Origin of the sequence: Actinokineospora spheciospongiae, from assembly GCF_000564855.1 — a bacterium.
GTDB classification, from domain to species: domain Bacteria; phylum Actinomycetota; class Actinomycetes; order Mycobacteriales; family Pseudonocardiaceae; genus Actinokineospora; species Actinokineospora spheciospongiae.
On record NZ_AYXG01000188.1, the window covers coordinates 14348 to 31730 of the forward strand.

The 17383-nt window shown below is 73.1% G+C and carries 16 protein-coding genes and 1 tRNA gene; 9 read left to right on the forward strand and 8 right to left on the reverse strand.

Going from position 1 to position 17383, the window contains the following annotated elements:
- Window positions 1-4 precede the first annotated feature (4 nt).
- The 4 genes from glp to UO65_RS24520 all read left to right on the forward strand — a co-directional run bounded on the left by glp (window position 5) and on the right by UO65_RS24520 (window position 2967).
- Window positions 5-1228: a molybdotransferase-like divisome protein Glp gene (glp, locus tag UO65_RS24505; RefSeq protein WP_035286739.1), complete on the forward strand. Its 1224-nt coding sequence runs from the start codon at window positions 5-7 to the stop codon at window positions 1226-1228.
- Window positions 1221-1874 carry a GNAT family N-acetyltransferase gene (locus UO65_RS24510; protein ID WP_035286741.1) on the forward strand — a complete coding sequence of 218 codons (654 nt, stop codon included), beginning with the start codon at window positions 1221-1223 and terminating at the stop codon, window positions 1872-1874. The genes glp and UO65_RS24510 overlap by 8 nt, the downstream gene beginning before the upstream one ends.
- A gap of 170 nt (window positions 1875-2044) precedes the next feature.
- Window positions 2045-2839 carry a divisome protein SepX/GlpR gene (gene sepX, locus UO65_RS24515; RefSeq protein ID WP_035286743.1) on the forward strand — a complete coding sequence of 265 codons (795 nt, stop codon included), beginning with the start codon at window positions 2045-2047 and terminating at the stop codon, window positions 2837-2839.
- Window positions 2840-2894: 55 nt separating this feature from the next.
- Window positions 2895-2967, forward strand: a tRNA-Ala gene (locus tag UO65_RS24520).
- A 250-nt stretch (window positions 2968-3217) separates the two neighbouring features.
- On the opposite strand, the gene trxA is transcribed toward UO65_RS24520, so the two are convergent.
- The 3 genes from trxA to exaC all read right to left on the reverse strand — a co-directional run bounded on the left by trxA (window position 3218) and on the right by exaC (window position 5606).
- Entirely contained in the window at window positions 3218-3595 is a 378-nt protein-coding gene (gene trxA / locus UO65_RS24525; RefSeq protein ID WP_035286746.1) for a thioredoxin, read from the reverse strand.
- Between the two features lie 122 nt (window positions 3596-3717).
- Window positions 3718-4083, reverse strand: coding sequence for a DUF779 domain-containing protein (locus UO65_RS24530; RefSeq protein WP_035286748.1), 366 nt, complete (start codon window positions 4081-4083; stop codon window positions 3718-3720).
- On the reverse strand, window positions 4083-5606 hold the full coding sequence (exaC, locus tag UO65_RS24535) for an acetaldehyde dehydrogenase ExaC (protein WP_035286751.1): 1524 nt from the start codon (window positions 5604-5606) through the stop codon (window positions 4083-4085). The genes UO65_RS24530 and exaC overlap by 1 nt, the downstream gene beginning before the upstream one ends.
- A gap of 122 nt (window positions 5607-5728) precedes the next feature.
- Here exaC and UO65_RS24540 point away from each other — a divergent pair, with 122 nt between their 5' ends.
- Window positions 5729-7165: a GAF domain-containing protein gene (locus UO65_RS24540; RefSeq protein WP_035286754.1), complete on the forward strand. Its 1437-nt coding sequence runs from the start codon at window positions 5729-5731 to the stop codon at window positions 7163-7165.
- Here UO65_RS24540 and UO65_RS24545 read toward each other — a convergent pair.
- Window positions 7162-7761 carry a TetR/AcrR family transcriptional regulator gene (locus UO65_RS24545; protein WP_035286767.1) on the reverse strand — a complete coding sequence of 200 codons (600 nt, stop codon included), beginning with the start codon at window positions 7759-7761 and terminating at the stop codon, window positions 7162-7164. The genes UO65_RS24540 and UO65_RS24545 overlap by 4 nt on opposite strands.
- A 68-nt stretch (window positions 7762-7829) precedes the next feature.
- On the opposite strand from UO65_RS24545, the gene UO65_RS33635 reads away from it, so the two are divergent.
- Entirely contained in the window at window positions 7830-8378 is a 549-nt protein-coding gene (locus UO65_RS33635; RefSeq protein WP_052021730.1) for a TIGR03086 family metal-binding protein, read from the forward strand.
- 67 nt (window positions 8379-8445) lie between these two features.
- On the opposite strand, the gene UO65_RS24555 is transcribed toward UO65_RS33635, so the two are convergent.
- The 4 genes from UO65_RS24555 to UO65_RS24570 form a co-directional block, all read right to left on the reverse strand.
- A complete protein-coding gene (locus tag UO65_RS24555; protein WP_035286755.1) occupies window positions 8446-9264 on the reverse strand; it encodes a putative RNA methyltransferase in 819 nt (272 codons plus the stop codon).
- A 4-nt stretch (window positions 9265-9268) separates the two neighbouring features.
- Window positions 9269-10642: a dihydrolipoyl dehydrogenase family protein gene (locus UO65_RS24560; protein ID WP_035286771.1), complete on the reverse strand. Its 1374-nt coding sequence runs from the start codon at window positions 10640-10642 to the stop codon at window positions 9269-9271.
- A gap of 14 nt (window positions 10643-10656) precedes the next feature.
- On the reverse strand, window positions 10657-11841 hold the full coding sequence (locus UO65_RS24565) for a glycosyltransferase 87 family protein (protein ID WP_035286757.1): 1185 nt from the start codon (window positions 11839-11841) through the stop codon (window positions 10657-10659).
- A gap of 90 nt (window positions 11842-11931) precedes the next feature.
- Window positions 11932-13812, reverse strand: a complete 1881-nt coding sequence (locus UO65_RS24570) for a serine/threonine-protein kinase (RefSeq protein ID WP_161784511.1) — start codon at window positions 13810-13812, stop codon at window positions 11932-11934.
- 234 nt (window positions 13813-14046) lie between these two features.
- Here UO65_RS24570 and UO65_RS24575 point away from each other — a divergent pair, with 234 nt between their 5' ends.
- From UO65_RS24575 to UO65_RS24585, 3 genes are all read left to right on the forward strand, one after another.
- Entirely contained in the window at window positions 14047-15924 is a 1878-nt protein-coding gene (locus tag UO65_RS24575) for an AMP-binding protein (RefSeq protein ID WP_035286759.1), read from the forward strand.
- Window positions 15925-15960: 36 nt separating this feature from the next.
- Complete coding sequence (locus UO65_RS24580; RefSeq protein ID WP_035286761.1) at window positions 15961-16173, forward strand: KTSC domain-containing protein; 213 nt, start codon at window positions 15961-15963, stop codon at window positions 16171-16173.
- Between the two features lie 115 nt (window positions 16174-16288).
- Window positions 16289-17194, forward strand: coding sequence for a M48 family metalloprotease (locus UO65_RS24585; RefSeq protein ID WP_052021731.1), 906 nt, complete (start codon window positions 16289-16291; stop codon window positions 17192-17194).
- The last annotated feature ends 189 nt before the right edge of the window (window positions 17195-17383 follow it).

Consider the following 17383-nt stretch of genomic DNA (forward strand, 5'->3'; position numbering starts at 1 on the left):
GCGGATGAGGTCAGTCGACGAGCAACTCGCCAGGGCCCTGGCGGCCGCGGTGCGCCCGGCGCCGGTGCGGGTGGCGATCTCCGAGGCGCAGGGGCTGCTCTGCGCCGAGGAGGTCGTGGCCGAGCGCTCGCTGCCCGGGTTCGACCAGGCCGCGGTCGACGGGTACGCCGTCCGCAGCGTCGACACCCAGCCCGCGGGCGAGGCCGCGGTGCAGCTCCCGGTCGTGGGCGAGATCGCCTCCGGCTCCCGGCAGCCGCGCAGGCTCCAGCCGGGGCAGGCGGTGCGGGTGGCGACCGGCGCGCCGCTGCCCACCCTGGCCGACGCGGTGCTGCCGCTGGGCTTCACCGACGGGCACCACTCGAAGGTCACCGTGCACACCCCCGTGCCCTCGGCCGCCTACGTCCGGCGCACCGGCGAGGACGTGCAGACCGGTGACGTGGCCGTGCGCCGCGGTTCGATCATCGGCTCCGCCCAGGTGGGGCTGCTCGCCGCCGTGGGCAAGTCGAAGGTGCTGGTGTACCCGAGGCCCCGGGTGTCGGTGATCTCGGTCGGCGACGAGCTGGTCGACGTCGACCGGACCCCGGGGCAGGGGCAGGTCTACGACGTCAACTCCTACGCGCTGGCCGCCGCCGCCCGGGACGCGGGCGCCGAGGTGAGCCGGGTCGGCATCGTCAGCAGCGACGTCAAGCGCTTGCGCGAGGTGGTGGAGAGCAGGCTGTCGCAGGCCGAGATCCTGGTGATCTCCGGCGGGGTCGGCGGCGAGCTGGCCGAGGAGGTCCGCGCCGCCATCTCCGAGCTGGGCGACGTGGACCTGACCAGGGTGGCCATGCACCCCGGCTCGCAGCAGGGCTTCGGGCGGCTGGGGCCGGACGCGATCCCGGCGTTCCTGCTGCCGGGCAACCCGATGAGCGCCCTGGTCGTGTTCGAGGTCATGGTGCGGCCGCTGATCCGGGCCGCGCAGGGCAAGCGCAACCCGCACCGGCGGGTGGTCAGCGCCCGGCTGCTGTCGCCGGTGACCTCGACCAAGGCGCGGCGCGGCTTCCTGCGCGGGCAACTGCTGCGCGACGAGACCAACGGCGAGTACCTGGTGCAGCCGCTGGGCCTGTCCGGGTCGCACCTGCTCGCCTCGCTCGCCGAGGCCAACTGCCTGATCCTGATCGACGAGGACACCGTCGAGGTGTCCGTCGGCCAGGAGGTCCAGGTCAGCTTCCTCGCCCAGCGTGGCTAGCCCGCAGGCGCTCGGCCGCCACCCCGGCTGGCCCGCCCGGCTCGGTCCGCTGCGGGTGCCCGCCGGGGTGGTGGAACTGCGCGGGCCGCGGTTGCTCGACGGCGCCGCGTGGAGCCGGGCGCGCATCCGCGACCGGGCGCACCTGGAGAACTGGGAGCCGTCGGCGCCCGGGACGTGGGCCGAGCGCAACGCCCAGTTCGCCTGGCCCGCGCAGTGGTCGGCGCTGCGCTCGCTGGCCCGGCGCGGCATGTCGCTGCCGTTCGTGATCACCGTCGACGGGGAGTTCGCCGGTCAGCTCACCGTCGGCAACGTGGTCCGCGGGTCGCTGTGCTCGGCGTGGGTGGGCTACTGGGTGGCGTCCACCGCGGTGTCCGGGGGTGTGGCCACGGCGGCGGTGGCGATGGCCGTGGACCACTGCTTCCGGCTCTCCGGGCTGCACCGGCTGGAGGCCACCGTGCGGCCGGAGAACGGGGCGAGCCTGCGGGTGCTGTCGAAGCTCGGGTTCCGCGAGGAGGGGCTGTTCCGGCGCTACCTCGACGTCGCCGGGGACTGGCGGGACCACGTGTGCCTGGCGATCACCGAGGAGGACGTGCCGAACGGCCTGGTCAACCGCTTGGTCGCGGACGGGCGAGCCGGTCGGGGTTGACGTTTCGGGGTGGCGGAAGTTAATTGTTTGATCAGTGCCGTTACGGGGAATGGTGGACCGACGACAACCCGAACGGGTGAGTTTCTCCGGCGCGCCTCCGCCACGCGTGTGACTGTTGTGACTAACGTGGTCAACGAAGTCCTCGGAGTACGTCAGGGGGAGGTGCGGACATGCCGAGTTCGTTGATCGTGGTCGCCCTCGTGGTCGCCTGGCTGGTCGTGCTCGTCCCCATGGTGGTGCGCAAGCGCCAGGAGATCGCCAGGACGGCGGATTCCGCCCTGGCCGCCCGAGTCGTGCGCAGCGGCTCCGCCGAAGACACCGGTCCCCGCGAGGAGACCGAGGACCCCCGGGAGGACTTCGCCATGCTCGACTCCGCGACGGTCGACCTCGAACCCGAGGAAGACGGGTTCACCTACACCGACGACTTCGCCGAGGACGAGGACGACTACGCCCCCGAACCCCGCCGGTTCCGCCCCGGCCGCGGCGGCTTCGACCCGGACGCCGCCGCCCGCGCCGCCCGGGCCAAGTACGCCTTCCGGCAGCGGATCGTGCTGCTCATGATCCTCACCGCGGTGCTCACCCTGATCACCGCGCTGGTCATGACCCCCCTGCTGTGGTGGGCGCACGGGCTCATCGACCTCGCGCTCGCCGGGTACCTCACCTACCTGCGCCGCCAGGTGCGCATCGAAGAGGAGATCCGGGAGCGCAGGCAGGCCAGGATGACCGCCCCCCTCGCCGTCCGCCGCTCCCACGCCCACCCGGCCGAGGAAGAACCGGACGACGACACCGACGCCGACGACGACCTCGACTCCGAGTACGAGGAACCCCGCCGCACCCCGGTCAAGATCGCCCCCCGCGTCACCCACCCCGGCGCCACCGCCGTCGACCTCGACGACGAAGACCCCTGGTTCGACGATCTCGGCGACGCCACCGTGCTGCACTACCGCCGGGCCGTGGGCGAGTAGGGACCCCCGCGAGGGGGCGTGCTCGCGGGCTGATAAGCTCTGCGAGCACGAACAAGGGGCTGTAGCGCAGTTGGTAGCGCGTCTCGTTCGCATCGAGAAGGTCAGGGGTTCGATTCCCCTCAGCTCCACGCATGGAGGCGAGTGCTCGCACAGGGCGCTCGCCTTTTGCGTTCCGCATCGCTTCTGGGGGGCGACCCCCCAGACCCCCACGGTGCGGTGGGTTCCCGAACCAGCGTGGTTTCGTTTCCGCTTCGGCCTTCGGCCTTTGATCTTCGAACTTTGTGTTGGTGTGGTGTTTGCGGTTTTGGTGTGGGTGCGTGCGGAAAGGGCCCGCGAACCGGGTGGTTCGCGGGCCCTTTCTGTGGTGGGAGCTGGGTATTACTTGGCTTCTTCTGCTGCCTGGGCTTCGGCCACCTTGGCGCGGACGTCTTCCATGTCGACGGCCTTGACCTGGGTGATCAGGTCTTCCAGGGCCGGGGCGGGGAGGGCGCCGGGCTGGGAGTAGAGGACTACGCCCTCGCGGACGGCCATCACCGTGGGGATGGACGAGATGCCGAAGGCCTGGGCCAGTTGCTGCTGGGCCTCGGTGTCGACCTTGGCGAACACGACGTCCTCGTGCTTGTCCGAGGCCGCGTCGAAGACGGGGGCGAACTGGCGGCACGGACCGCACCAGGACGCCCAGAAGTCGACCAGCACGGTTCCGCCACCGCCCACGACCTCGTCGAAGTTCTCGGTGGTCAGTTCGACCGTAGCCACAGGGGGCCTCCTCCGTTCGGGGCTGTCACCAGTGCCCAACGAAGGACCCGGGTCAGTAATTCCCCGGGGTGTGTCCCGGTGCGGGGGTCGGTGCGCCCCAACCGGTCCGCACCGGGGCACGGCTACGGCGCCATCTCCTCGTCGGTGAGCAGGCGCGACCTGATGAGGAAGCGCACGCCCTCGGGGGCCTCCAGGGAGAACCCGCTGCCCCGGCCGGGGACGACGTCCACGGTCAGGTGGGTGTGCTTCCAGTGCTCGTACTGCGACCTCGACATCCAGAACGGGATCGGTTCGCCGACCCCCTCGACCCGCAGCTCCTGGAGCAGGACGTCCTGGCCGCCGGTGCGGAACTCGCCCGCCGGGTAGCACATCGGCGCGCTGCCGTCGCAGCAGCCGCCGGACTGGTGGAATATCAGCGGCCCGTGGGACTCCCGGAGGCGGCGCAGCACGGCCGCCGCCCCCGGGGTGTGGCTGACCCGCTCGCCCATCAGAAGAAGCCCTGGGCCTTGTCGGTGTAGCTGACCAGCAGGTTCTTGGTCTGCTGGTAGTGGTCGAGCATCATCCTGTGGTTCTCCCGGCCGATGCCGGACTGCTTGTACCCGCCGAACGCGGCGTGCGCGGGGTAGGCGTGGTAGTTGTTCACCCACACCCGGCCCGCCTGGATCTCGCGGCCCGCCCGGTAGGCGACGCCGCCGTCGCGGGACCAGACCCCGGCGCCGAGGCCGTAGAGGGTGTCGTTGGCGATCTTGATGGCGTCGGCGTAGTCGTCGAAGCGGGTGACCGAGACGACCGGGCCGAAGATCTCCTCCTGGAAGATCCGCATCTTGTTGTCGCCCTCGAAGATCGTCGGCTGCACGTAGTAGCCCTCGGCCAGGTCGCCGTCGAGCCGGGCGCGCTCGCCGCCGGTGAGCACCTTCGCGCCCTCCTGCCTGCCGATGTCGATGTAGGACAGGATCTTCTCCAACTGGTCGTTGCTGGCCTGCGCGCCCATGGTGGTGGCGGTGTCGAGCGGGTGGCCCTGCACGATCCGCCGGGTGCGCTCGGTGACGTCGCCGAGGAACTTCTCGTAGATGCCGGACTGGATGAGCGCCCGCGACGGGCAGGTGCAGACCTCGCCCTGGTTGAGGGCGAACATGGTGAAGCCCTCGAGCGCCTTGTCGTAGAAGGAGTCGTCGGCCGCGGCGACGTCGTCGAAGAACACGTTCGGGCTCTTGCCGCCCAGCTCCAGCGTCACCGGGATGATGTTCTCGCTGGCGTACTGCATGATCAGGCGGCCGGTGGTGGTCTCACCCGTGAAGGCGATCTTCCGGATGCGGGGGCTGGACGCGAGCGGCTTGCCCGCCTCCACGCCGAAGCCGTTGACCACGTTGAGCACCCCGGCGGGCAGCAGGTCGCCGATGATCGACAGCAGCACGTGGATCGAGGCCGGGGTCTGCTCCGCGGGCTTGAGCACCACCGCGTTGCCCGCGGCCAGCGCCGGGGCGAGCTTCCACACGGCCATCAGGATCGGGAAGTTCCACGGGATGATCTGCCCGACCACGCCCAGCGGCTCGTGGTAGTGGTAGGCGACCAGGCCCTCGTCGATCTCGGAGATGCCGCCCTCCTGCGCCCGGACGCACCCGGCGAAGTAGCGGAAGTGGTCGATCGCCAGCGGCAGGTCCGCGGCCAGCGTCTCGCGCACGGCCTTGCCGTTGTCCCAGGTCTCGGCCACCGCGAGCGCTTCGAGGTTCTCCTCCATCCGGTCGGCGACCCTGTTGAGGACGTTGGCCCGCTCGGCCGGGGAGGTGCGGCCCCAGGCGGGCGCGGCGCCCTCGGCGGCGTCGATGGCCCGGTCCACGTCCTCCGCGGTGCCCCGGGCGACCTCGCAGAACACCTGACCGGTCACCGGGGACGGGTTCTCGAAGTACTGGCCCTTGGCGGGCGCGACGTACTCGCCGCCGATGTAGTGGTCGTACCGGGCTTGGAAGGAGACGATGCTCCCGTCGGTCCCTGGAGCTGCGTACCGGGTCATCGGTGGGCCTCCCGCGTCGTCGGTGGGGTGATGTCGGCCACGTTAGGAGCGGCAACGTTGCAGTCGCGTTGCACCGACGTGGCGGTTGCCGGATCAACCACCGGGGCCGCATCATCGGGGGGATGACGAACCCGGAGGACTACGCGCACCTGCTGGCGCGCGTGCGCGACGCCGTGCTCAGCGGGGGACCGGCCCCCGCCGCGCCGCGCGAGGTCGTGTCCGACTCGTGGCGCCGGTCGCTGGCGGGCGGGGTCGACCCGGACGGCAACCCCCCGCCGGTCGTCTACTCCGGGGCGGACCTGCGCGACCTGCGCGCGGCGCACCCGCTGGCCGAGGTGCTGCCGGTGCTGCGCGCGACCCTGGTGGGCATCGCCGACGAGGCCATGCACCTGATGATCGTCACCGACGTCGACGGCAACATCCTCTGGCGCGAGGGCCAGGTCGACGTGTGCCTGCTCGCCGACCGGGTGGGCCTGGCCGAGGGCACCCGGTGGAGCGAGGACGCCATGGGCACCAACGCCATGGGCACCACGCTCGCGGTGGACCGGCCGGTGCAGATCCACTCCGCCGAGCACCTGGTGCGCACCATCCACGCCTGGACCTGCGCGGCGGCCCCGGTGCACGACCCGGACACCGGCGCGGTCCTCGGCGCCATCGACGTCACCGGCCCGCTGCGCACCCGCCACCCGGCGACCCTGGCCCTGGTCACCGCCGCCGCCCAGCTCGCCGAGGGGCAGTTGCGGGTCCGGATGACCGCCCGCGACGAGCAGTTGCGCCGCCGCAACCTGCCGCACCTGCTCGGCCTGCGCGGTGCGGCGCTGCTCAGCGCCTCCGGTCGGGTCATCGCCGCCGAGGCGTGCGGCCCGCTGCCCGAGCGGCTGGACGTGCCCGCCGCCTCACTGTCCCTCCCGGACGGTCGGGAAGCCCTGGTCGAGCCGCTGGACGAGGGCTACCTGCTGCGGTTGTCCCGGTCGACCCGGAGCGCGCCGCGCAAACCCCGGCTGGAGCTGAGGTTCCTCGGCGCGACCCACCCGGTGGCCACAGTGGACGGACGGGAGCAGCCGCTGTCCCCGCGCCACGCGGACATCCTCACCGCGCTGGCGCTGAACCCCGCGGGGATGACCGCCGACCAGTTGGCCCTGGCCCTGCACGGCGACGCGGGCAACCCGGTCACCGCCCGCGCCGAGATGCACCGCCTCCGCACCGCCCTCGGTGACCGCATCATCCTGACCCGCCCCTACCGGCTGGCCGCGGACCTCACCGCGGACTTCCTCGCGCTGCCGGACCTGTTGCGCGCCAACGACCTCAGGGCCGCCGCCGGGTCTGGCCCGCTCCTGCCGCGCTCGGACGCCCCTGTCGTCCGCGAGCAGCGGGACGAACTTGAAGCCGCGGTGCGCCGGGCCGTGCTCGACGCGGGCGACGCCGACGACCTCTGGGCTCTCGCCCACAGCCCCACGGGGTCCCAAGACTTAGAGGTCCACGACACCCTCATCGGCCTCCTGTCCCGCCGCGACCCCCGCCTCCCCATCGCGAGGGCCCGACGGGACCGCTTGGCCTAGCCGCGGAGGCGGTTGCCGATGGCGGTGGTAGCCCGCTCGTAGGGGACGTCCGAACCGCTCAGCACGGCGTCGGTGTTGGCGGCCCTGGCGAGGGCGAACAGCTCGAAGGCGAGTTGGGCCGCGTCGGTGTCGGCGGGCAGGTGGCCCGCCTCGACGGCCTCGGTGACCAGGCGTTCCAGGAATCGGCCCCACTGCTGCTGCCCGGAGCGGATGGCGTCGTGGACGCGGCCCCGCCTGGCGTCGAACTCGGCGGCGACGGCGGCGAAGAAGCAGCCGCCGGGGAAGACCCGGGACTTCGAGTAGACCAGCCAGTGCTCCAGCAGCGCGACGAGGCGGGGGAGGCCGGGGTCGGCGGTGGCGGCCGGGGTGACCACGTGCGCGCGGAAGATCTTCTCGGCGTGCTCGACGGCCGCCAACTGGAGGTCTTCCTTCGAGCCGAACAGGGCGAAGATGCCGCTCTTGCTCAGCTCCAGCTCGCTCGCGAGCCGCCCGATGGTGATTCCCTCCAGGCCCTCGACCGAGGCCAGCTCGACCGCCCGTTGCAGGGTGACCCGCCGGGTCTCCTCGCCGCGCGCCAGCCGTCCGTCCACGGAAATCACTCTAGACGAACGATCGGTCACTCTGGAACTATATGACCGATCGTTCGTACACTTGAGGGGACACCATGGACATCCGGGAACTCGACCGCGCGGCCATCGCCTCGACCACGGGGTTCGCCGAGCAGGCCACCGACGAGCAGCTCGACGCCCGCACTCCCTGCGACAAGTGGGCCGTGCGCGACGTGCTGGAGCACATGGTCGACAACAACCGGCGCACCCTCGGTCAACTGGGCGCGGGCTTCGAGCCCACCGGCGACCCGCGCGCCGACTTCCGCGCCTCCTCCGCCGCCCTGCACGCCCACTTCGCCGACGACGCGGTGCTGGCCAGGACGTTCGCGATCGGGGACTACCAGGTGCCGGGGGAGTTCGCCCTCGCGGTGCACTTCGGGGATGTCCTGGTGCACGGCTGGGACATCGGCACCGCCCTCGGCCTCGACGTCGAGTTGGACGAGTCCCTGGTCCTGGTCGCGCTCGACCGGATCGGGCGGTTCCCGGACTCGCCCCGCATCTGGGGGCCGGACGGCCTGTTCGCGAACCGCCTCCCGGTCGCCGACGACGCCCCGCCGCAGGAGCGGCTGCTCGCGCTCACCGGGCGGTCCGGCGACTGGCGGTAGCGCCGAGGGCACTCGGAGCGATGGACAAGGCACAGGCCGGTGGTGGGAAACCCCACCACCCCACGGATCACCCCGGGGAGTAGGAGGTCACGCTGACCGAGCCGGTCACCACGACCGGCTCGGTCAGCGCGGCGATGCGCCCGGGGAGCGCCGACGCGTCGTGGAACGCGTTCGGCCCCATGCCCACCAGCGCCGCCACGTCGCGGTGCGGCAGCGCCATCCGGAACTCCACCAGCCGTCGGTCGACCGGGGTGAAGTGCGCGGCGAGCCTGTCGTCGATGCCGTCCTGCTTGTCCGCGCCCACGCTGAGCAGGTCCAGCGCGGAGACCAGTTCGCCGAGGTGCGCCGCGGTCGGCGCCACCACCACCAGCGTGCCGCCGGGTGCGAGGACCCGGTGCAGCTCGGCGGGGTTGCGCGGGGCGAACACGTTGACGACCAGCCCGGCGGCGTCGGTGCGCACCGGCAGCGGCTGCCACGCGTCGCACACCACCGCGCCGATCCGCGGGTGCGCCCGCGCCGCGCGGCGCAGGGCGTTCTTCGACGCGTCCAGCGCCAACCCCACCCGGCCGGGCCGCGCGTCCAGCACCGCCGCCAGGTAGTGGCCGGTGCCCGCACCCAGGTCGACGACGCAGCCGGGACCGGGTTCGACCGCCGCCAGCGCCCGCGCGATCGGGTCGTAGTGGCCCGCCCCGAGGAACGCCGTCCGCGCCTCGACCATCGCCGCGGTGTCCCCGGTGAAGGTCGCCGCGCCGCGCAGCAGGCTCACGTACCCCTGCCTGGCCACGTCGAACGCGTGCCCGCGCGGGCAGCGCAGCACCCGCTCGGCCGAGGCCAGGTCGTCGCCGCAGTGCGGGCAGCGCAGGTACGCGACGGCGTCGGGCAGCACCGGCCTACCCGCGCAGGTCGTCGAGCGCGGAGGAGATCGCCCGGTGGAACGTCGGGTAGGCGAAGATCATCCCGCGCAGGGTGTCGACCGGCACCTCGCCGTGCACGGCCACCGCCAGCGCGCCCAGCACCTCGCCGCCGCCGGGGCCCATCGACGTGGCGCCGACCAGCACGCCCCGTTCGGCGTCCTCGACCAGCTTGATCAGGCCCGCGTTGCCCAGCTTGTGGATGAACCCGCGCGAGGAGTCCGGGATCTGCGTGGTCCCCGTCCGCACGTTCAGGCCCGCCTCCCGGGCGGCGGCCTCGCTGAGGCCCACCGACCCGACCTCCGGGTCGGTGAAGGTCACCCGCGGCACCGCCCGGTAGTCGGCCTTGGTCTCCTGGCCGAGGATGTCGTCCCCGGCGATGCCCGCCTGGTACATCGACATGTGCGTGAAGGCGCCCTTGCCGGTGATGTCGCCGATCGCCCACAGCCCCTCGGCGGCGCGCATCCGGTCGTCGACCTCCGGGCCCTTGGCGGACTCGTCGAGGCCGTAGACACCCAGGCCCAGGGCGGCCATGTCGGTCTTGCGCCCGGCCGCGACCAGCACCCTGGCGGCGGTGACCGGCTCGCCGCCCTCGACCTGCAGCGTCACCCGGCCGTCGGCGTGCGTGGCCCCGGTGATCTTCACACCGGTCCGCACCGCGACGCCGTCCGCGGCGAGCCGCTCGGCGAGCAGCTCACCGGCCTCCGGCTCGTCCTGCGGCAGCAGCCGGGCGTTGGACTGCAGGAGGGTCACCTCCGCGCCGAACCGGGCGAAGACCTGGGCGAACTCGCACCCCACCGGGCCGCCGCCGATGACCGCCAGCGACTCGGGCACCTCGGTGGCCCGGACCGCCTCCCGGTTCGTCCAGACCGGGCCGTCGGCCAGGCCGGGGATGGGCGGCACGGCGGGGTCGGTGCCGGTGTTGAGCACGATGCCGCGGGTGGCCGTCACGGTGTGCGTCCCGTCCGGACCGGTGACCTCGAGTTCACCCGGTGCGGTGATCCGCGCGGTGCCGCGGAGGAACCGCGCCCCGGACTCCAGCAGCCGGTCCACGGCGGCCTTGTCGTCCCAATCGGCGGTGGCCTCGTCCCGGATGCGCGCCGCGACCGGCGCCCAGTCCGGGGTGACCTCGACCGACCCGGCCAGCTCCCCGGCCCGCCGCGCCTCGGCGAGCGCGTCCGCCGCCCTGGTCATCATCTTCGTCGGCACGCAGGCGAAGTACGGGCACTCCCCGCCCACCAGCCGCGACTCGATCCCCAGCACGGACAGCCCCGCCCCGGCCAACCGCGCCGCGAGCGCCTCGCCCCCGGGGCCCAGCCCCACCACGGCGACGTCGACGGTCTGCTCGGCCATGGTCATCCACTCCTTCACCCGGTGTCCGCCAGTACCTCAGCACGTCGTGCCCGCCCGCGCACCGCGAGGGCGGCGACGACCGGGACCAGCGCCAGGCCGACCGCGACGTAGGCGTTGCCCAGCACCGCCTGCCACCCCGACCAGCGCAGCTCGACCTTGGCACCGCTGGGCGCCAGGGCGAACTCCCACCCCGTGGCCACGACGGCGACCGCGACGACCCACAGCGGCCGCCCCCGCCCGATCAGCCACCCGACCAGCGGCACCACCCACACCCAGTGGTGCGTCCAGGAGACCGGGCTCACCAGCAGGCCCGCGAAGGCGGTCACGAGCAGCGCGCCCACCTGATCGCCCCGCTTCGCCAGCCGGGTCACCACCAGCGCCCCGACGGCCAGGCAGAGCGCGCCCGCGACCGCCCAGGCGGCCATCGCCCAGTGCCCCTCCCCGGTCAGCCGCTGGACCAGCCCGTTGATCGACTGGTTGCCGATCCAGGAGTTGGTGGTCGCGTCGTTCCCGTCGAGCAGCGCTTGGCCCCAGAAGGCTCCGGTGTCGCCGGGCAGCAGCGCCCACGCGGCCAGGTTGAGCAGCACGAACGTCCCCGCCGCCCGGCCCGCGTCCGCCCACCGCCCGGTCAGCGCCAGGTGCGCCACGAAGATCAGCGGGGTCAGCTTGACCGCCGCCGCCAACCCGATGAGCACCCCACCGGCGGGGCGACCGCGCAGGACGAGGACGTCCACGGCGACCAGGGCCGCGAGGACCAGGTTGACCTGGCCGAGGGCCAGGGTGCGCCAGACCGGTTCGAGCGCGAACGCGCCCGCGAAGACCAGGAGCACCTGCCAGTTCGCGCTCGCGCGGGGGAGGCTGAGCCGGACCAGCGCCGCGAGGGAGAGCACGGACAGGACAGCGAGCAGACCCCACGCCAGTTGCGCGGGGAGGTAGGTCAGCGGCACGAACAGGATCGCCGCGATGGGCGGGTAGGTGAAGGGCAGGGCAGGCGCCCACGGCTCACCGGTGGTCAGCGGCGCGTAGAGGGCATCGCCGTTGAGGAAGGTGAGCGCACCCGCCCGGTAGACGCTGCTGTCCACCCCGAGACCGCGCCCGGACAGCCACGCGAACACCGCCAAGGCGCCGAGGGCGACGGCCACCCCGGCGACCACCCCGGCCTTCACCGGGCGCGGCGCCGCCCCCACCGCGTCCGACATGCGGCCACCATAGTCATGATCGGACGGTCGGATCGTGTGATCCGCGATTCCCGGTGTGGACGGTGCGCCGCTGCCGCCGACCCGGCCCGGTCAGCGCATGGGCTTGGTGCGGTCGACCTCCTCGATGTCCTTGCGGCGGACGATCTGGGTCACCGGGCCCGTCTCGGTGTGGCCCTCGCGGGCCAGCCAGTCGCTGAGCTCGCGCGCCACCGCGGCGAGCGTGGGGCGGCGCGCCGGGTCCTGGTCGAGGGAGGCGGTGAGCAGGCGGCGGTGCGCGCTGTTCTGCGGCAGGTGGGTCAGCGGCTCGCCCTTGGCCGCTGCCATCAGCGCCTGCATGGCGTTCTCCCTGGTGCCGCGCGGCGGGCGACCGGTGAGCGCGTAGCTGACCGTGGCCGCCAACTGCCAGGCGTCGGAGGCGGGGGTGGCGTTGGCGCCCGCCGCGGTCTCCGAGGCGAGGAAGTCCGGGGTGCCCACCATCATGCCGGTGGCGGTCAGGGTGGAGTCGCCCTTGGCCCTGGCGATGCCGAAGTCGATCAGGTGCGCGTTGCCCTCCGGGTCGATGATCACGTTGGAAGGCTTCACGTCGCGGTGCAGGACGCCCTTGGCGTGCGCGGCCGACAGCGCCCCCGCCATGGTGATCCACAGCCGGGCCACCGCCACGTCGTCCAGCGGGCCGCCGGTGCCCACCCGGTCGGCCAGCGGCTGGCCCTCGATGTACTCCATGATCAGGCCGAGGCCGTCCGGCTCGGAGACGATGTCGTAGACGCGCACGCAGTTCGGGTGGTGCACCGCCGCCAGCGCGCGGGCCTCGCGGAGCATCCGCTCCTCGGTCTCCGCGTCCGGGGCGTGCGCCATCTTCACCGCGACCGTGCGGTCGAGCTGGGTGTCCACGGCCAGCCAGACCGTGCCGAACCCGCCCTGCCCCAGCGGGCGGACGCGGCGGAAGCGGCTGCCCGAGGGCTTGATCGGCGGCGGGGCGGCACCGCGCGGGGTGAACGGGAGCGGGCCGGGGTCGGCCGCCAGCTTCGCCAGGGCGGCCCGGTCGGGCTGCGGCTCCACCCTGGTCGGGGTGACCGGCGGGCGCGGCGGCGGCTGCGGGGGCTGGTACGGCGGCGGCCTGCGCACCGACTGCTGCGGCGGCTGGTACTGCGACACCTGCGGCGGCGGCTGGTACGGCGGGACCTGCTGCGAGCGGCCCTGCTGGGGGTTGCCCTGCGGCGGGTTGCCCTGTTGCGGGTTGACGTGCCGGGGGTTCCCCGAGTCGGGGCCCTGGTTCTGGTACTGGCGCTCGATGGTGGACCAGCTCGGTGGCCCCACCACGTACACCGGGATCAACCCCAGCACGCTGACCAGCAGGAACCCGATCCAGAGGAACGCGAGCGCGTTCGCCTCGACCGTCAGGCTCGCCACCGCCATCAGCGCGAACGGAATCCAGATCAGCCGACCCGGCCACTTCGGCCCCCGGCGCAGCGCGGCGCGGCCCTGCAGCATCACGAACAGCAGGCACAGCACGGGCACCACGACCAGCACGCCCAGGCGCAGCAGGTACATCGGGATCGACTCGTAGGGGTGGAACAGCACCTCGTAGGCGGTCGGCCGCTCACCCAGGTACAGGCTCTGCTGCCCGACCCAGCAGTACTCCTCGGTGAAGGAGCCCAGCTCGGCGTCGGTCAGCGGCACCGGCTCCCCGGCGAAGACCGCCCGGTAGACGCTGCTGACGCCGTTGAACAGCAACCAGGGGAACAGGAAGACGGCGAGGCCGCCGATCGCCCCGATCACCGAGAGCGTGACCGCGTTGTAGGTGTTGCCGGTGAACTTGCGGACCAGCGCGATGGTCAGCGTGCCCAGCACGGGCAGCAGCGCGATCAGCGCCCCGGCCGTCGCGGTCGCCCACACCCAGTCACCCGGGCACAGGCCGGGGCCGAAGATGCTGTGCGCGAGGGACAGCAGCGAAGCGGCTAGCTCCAGCACTGCGTCCACCAGCTCCTCTCGTGTTCCGGCCGGGCGTCCAGCGGACCAGGCGCGGCGCGCCTGCTCCCAGGGTATGTCGACCCGTGGTCCGACGGCGGCGGTTGTCCACAGGACGCGACGACCCGTACCCCGGTTCCATCAGTTGTCCACAGGCTGCCGACGGCGCCGCCACGACCCCCGGTTCGGTGGCAAGGTATCGGCAAGGCACTTCAGCGCGGCGATCGGAGGGCGGGGATGGGCGACTACGCGGCGGCGCGCGAGCGCGGCCTGACCGACCCGGAGGGCTTCTGGCTGGACGCGGCCGGGGCCCTGGACTGGGACCGGGCGCCCACCCGGGCCCTGGACGACAGCGCGGCACCGCTGTACCGGTGGTTCCCCGACGGGGTGCTCAACACCTGCCACAACGCCCTCGACCGGCACGTCGCGGCGGGGCGCGGCGAGCAGGTCGCCCTGGTCTACGACTCACCGGTCACCGGCACCAAGGCCGCCTACACCTATGCCGAGCTGACCGACCTGGTGGCGCGCTTCGCCGGGGTGCTGGCCGGGCTGGGGGTGGTCAAGGGCGACCGGGTGGTCATCTACCTGCCGATGGTCCCGCAGGCCGTGGTGGCCATGCTGGCCTGCGCCCGGCTCGGCGCGGTGCACTCGGTCGTCTTCGGCGGGTTCGCCCCGCGCGAGCTGGCCGGTCGCATCGCCGACGCCGAGCCCAAGGTCCTGGTGACCGCCACCTGCGGCGTGGAGCCGACCAGGGTGGTCGAGTACCGGCCGATCATCCGGGAGGCGCTGGAGCTGACCGACCACCGGCCCGAGCGGGTCGTGCTGCTGCAGCGCGAGCAGGCCAGGACCGAACCGGAGCCGCTCGACCTCGACTGGGACGAGGCGATGGCCGCCGCCGAGCCCGTCGACTGCGTGCCGGTGGCCGCGACCGACCCGCTGTACGTGCTCTACACCTCCGGGACCACCGGCAAGCCCAAGGGCGTGGTCCGCGACAACGGCGGGCACGCGGTGGCGCTGGCCTGGACCATGGCGAACGTCTACGACGTGGGCGCGGGTGAGGTCATGTGGACCGCCTCCGACGTCGGCTGGGTCGTCGGCCACTCCTACATCGTCTACGCGCCGCTGCTGGTGGGCGCCACCACCGTGCTCTACGAGGGCAAACCCGTCGGCACGCCGGACGCGGGCGCGTTCTGGCGGGTGGCGGCCGAGACGGGGGCGAAGGTCCTGTTCACCGCGCCGACGGCGTTCCGGGCGATCAAGCGGGCCGACCCGGACGCGGCCGAGTCGGCCCGGTACGACCTGAGCGGGCTGGAGGCGCTGTTCCTGGCGGGGGAGCGGCTGGACCCGGAGACCCACCGCTGGGCGGGCGAGAAGCTGGGCGTGCCGGTGGTGGACAACTGGTGGCAGACCGAGACCGGGTGGCCGATCTGCGCGAACCCGCGCGGGCTGGAGCCGCTGCCGATCAAGCCGGGGTCCCCGAGCGTGCCGCTGCCCGGCTACGACGTGCGGGTCCTCGGGCCGGGCGGGGAGGAGTTGCCCACCGGCGAGGAGGGGGCCATCGTCCTGCGGCTGCCGCTGCCGCCGGGGACGCTGCCCACGCTGTGGGGTGACGACGAGCGGTACGTGCGGTCGTACCTGACGGCGTTCCCCGGCCACTACCTGACCGGCGACGGCGGCTCGATCGACGCCGACGGCTACGTCCACGTCATGGGCCGCACCGACGACGTGATCAACGTGGCGGGCCACCGGCTGTCCACCGGGTCGATGGAGGCGGTGCTCGCCGCGCACCCGGCGGTCGCCGAGTGCGCGGTGATCGGGGTGCGGGACGCGGTGAAGGGGCAACTGCCGCGCGGGTTCGTGGTGCTCAAGTCGGGGGTGGAGGTCGAGGAGGAGGTGTTGCGGCGGGAACTGGTGGCCGCCGTTCGGCGGGAGATCGGGCCGGTGGCCGCGTTCCGACACGTGTCGGTCGTCGACGGGCTGCCGAAGACGCGGTCGGGGAAGATCCTGCGCAAGACCATGCGCTCGATCGCCGACGGCCGCGACGAGCCCGCGCCGTCGACGATCGAGGACCCGGCCGTGCTGGAGGCGCTGCGCGCGGTGCTGCGCGAACCCTGACCGCCGCACCCGCCCGGACCGAGTTGAGGAGCGCTGGTGCACCGAACGCAACCGGACTCGGCGGTCATCGCCTCGATCGCCTTCGACGCGATGACCGACACCCTGGAGGTCGAGTTCCACACCGGCCGGGTCCACCGGTACCTCGACGTGCCCAAGCACGTGTACTGGCGGTTCGCCTCGGCGGCGGACTCCGGTTCCTTCTTCGACGAGGAGGTCAAGGACAGGTTCGAGGAGCAGCGGGTGCGCTGACGGCCTGATGGACAGCGGGCGGGTTCCCGGGCAATCTGGAGCAGACTGGCACCCCTGCGCCAACGACCCCGCACCAGACACCCCCGCACCCCGCGAAGGACTGAGCAGACCGGCCATGGACGAGCAGCCGCACCGCCCCCGAACGCGCATCCTGCCCGTGGAACAACGCCGCGGCCCGGACCTGGCCGCCGTGCTGTCCCTCGGGCTGATCGCGCCCGCGTTCATCAGCAGCCTGGTCGTGATGGTCCTGCTCGGCTCGATCGTGTGGCCGTCGCAGTCGTGGGTGATCCCCGTGGTGTGGGTGCTCTCCGGCGTCGTGGTGTTCGTCCCGGCGATCGAGACGGTCCTCGCCAAGGGCCTGTTCGACATGCACGAACCGTCCGTGCGCGACCTGTCCCGGCTGGAACCGGTCTGGGCGTCGGTGTGCCGGGCCGCGGGGGTCAACCGGGAGCGCTACCGGCTGTGGATCGAGGGCTCCAAGGGGCTCAACGCGTTCGCCGCGGGCGGTCGGACGGTGGCGGTGACCAGGGCCGCGCTGGACCTGCCGCCGCACCTGCTCGAGGCGGTCCTCGCGCACGAGCTGGGGCACCACCTGCACGGGCACGCCAGGGTGTCGCTGCTGGGCTGGTGGTACCAACTGCCCGCGCGCGGGGCGATCGTCCTGGTCGCGCTGGTGGCCAAGGGCGTGCTGGCCGTGGGCAGGTTCTTCAGCCGCTTCGGCGGCGCGGCGGTCGTGCTGGCCTCGGTGCTGCTGGTGCTGATCCTGCTCGCGGGCGTGGTCTACCTGAACCCGTGGCTGCTGCTGATGCCCCTGCTGGCGCCGGTCGTGGCCTGGTCGTCGCGGCTGGGCGAGTACCGGGCCGACCGCGCCGCAGCCACCCTCGGCTACGGCCCTGCCCTGCGCGACGTCCTCAAGGGCTGGCTGGCCGCCGCGGGCGGCGACCGCCGCACCTGGCGCGCCCGCGTCCTCGCCTCCCACCCGGCCCACGTCGACCGCATCCGGCGCCTGCAGAGCAGCTGAACCGGGCATCTGCGGACCGTCCGCGACTCTGGTCGCGAGCCGGTCGCCCGAGGGTGTGTCCGTCAGCCTGGATCTTCGTTGGGGTGCCCGGTGGGTGGATGTGCTCGGCTCGGCCGTGTCCTGCAAAGCTCGGTTTTTTGTGGGTGGTGCCCGGCTGGGTGGATGTGTTTGGCCGGGGCCCCTATGGCG